This is a genomic window from Psychrobacter sp. T6-1 (assembly GCF_052258445.1).
Map to the genome: position 1 here is coordinate 1 of NZ_JBQQFC010000765.1, position 600 is coordinate 600.

Sequence of the window (600 nt, forward strand, 5' to 3'; positions counted from 1 at the left end):
GATGGCCCTTGCATATTGGCCACGCCGCGTACATAGTAGGCATAGCTCACTTGCGGGTTGGAGGGGTAGAGGCTGATAAAGCGATCAGCACTACTAGCAGCTGACTCGTACTCGCCCGCCTCGTACTGCGCGTACATAGTATCAAGCAGGGCTTGTTCGGCATATTGCCCTGTTGGGTAAAAGGTGCGTAAGTTGCTTAAGTCTTCTACCGCTTGAGTGTAGCGACCTTTGTTTATCTTTTCAATCGCATCGCTATAGTAGCCTTGCTCAGATCTTTCAGCGGTGGCTACCGCATCCACATCATTACCCGTTAAGTTCTTAAAGGTCTGACAACCGACCAAATTGACACTGAGTGCCAGCACTGTTATTGAGGACAGTTTGATCATCGTATTGCGAGCAACGTGCATACTTCTTCTCCGACACAAAACGCATAATAGACTTGATGCTATATGCATATAATAAAGTGATAATAAGGGCGCAGCTTATGAGCGCTATGATTGCCTATAGGTATAGTGTATATCGCACAAGCTTAAGTGTGTGCATTATAGTGCCATAGCATACAGCAAAATATCGATAACTTTGTACAATAAAATGTAGGAC

General features: G+C 45.3%; 1 protein-coding gene. It reads right to left on the minus strand.

What is annotated here, in order from left to right; all coding sequences use genetic code 11:
• Nucleotides 1–407, minus strand: a 407-nt coding sequence (gene bamD, locus ACTXGO_RS15865; protein ID WP_443575199.1) for an outer membrane protein assembly factor BamD, incomplete at its 3' end; no start/stop codon positions are given.
• Between the last annotated feature and the right edge of the window lie 193 nt (nucleotides 408–600).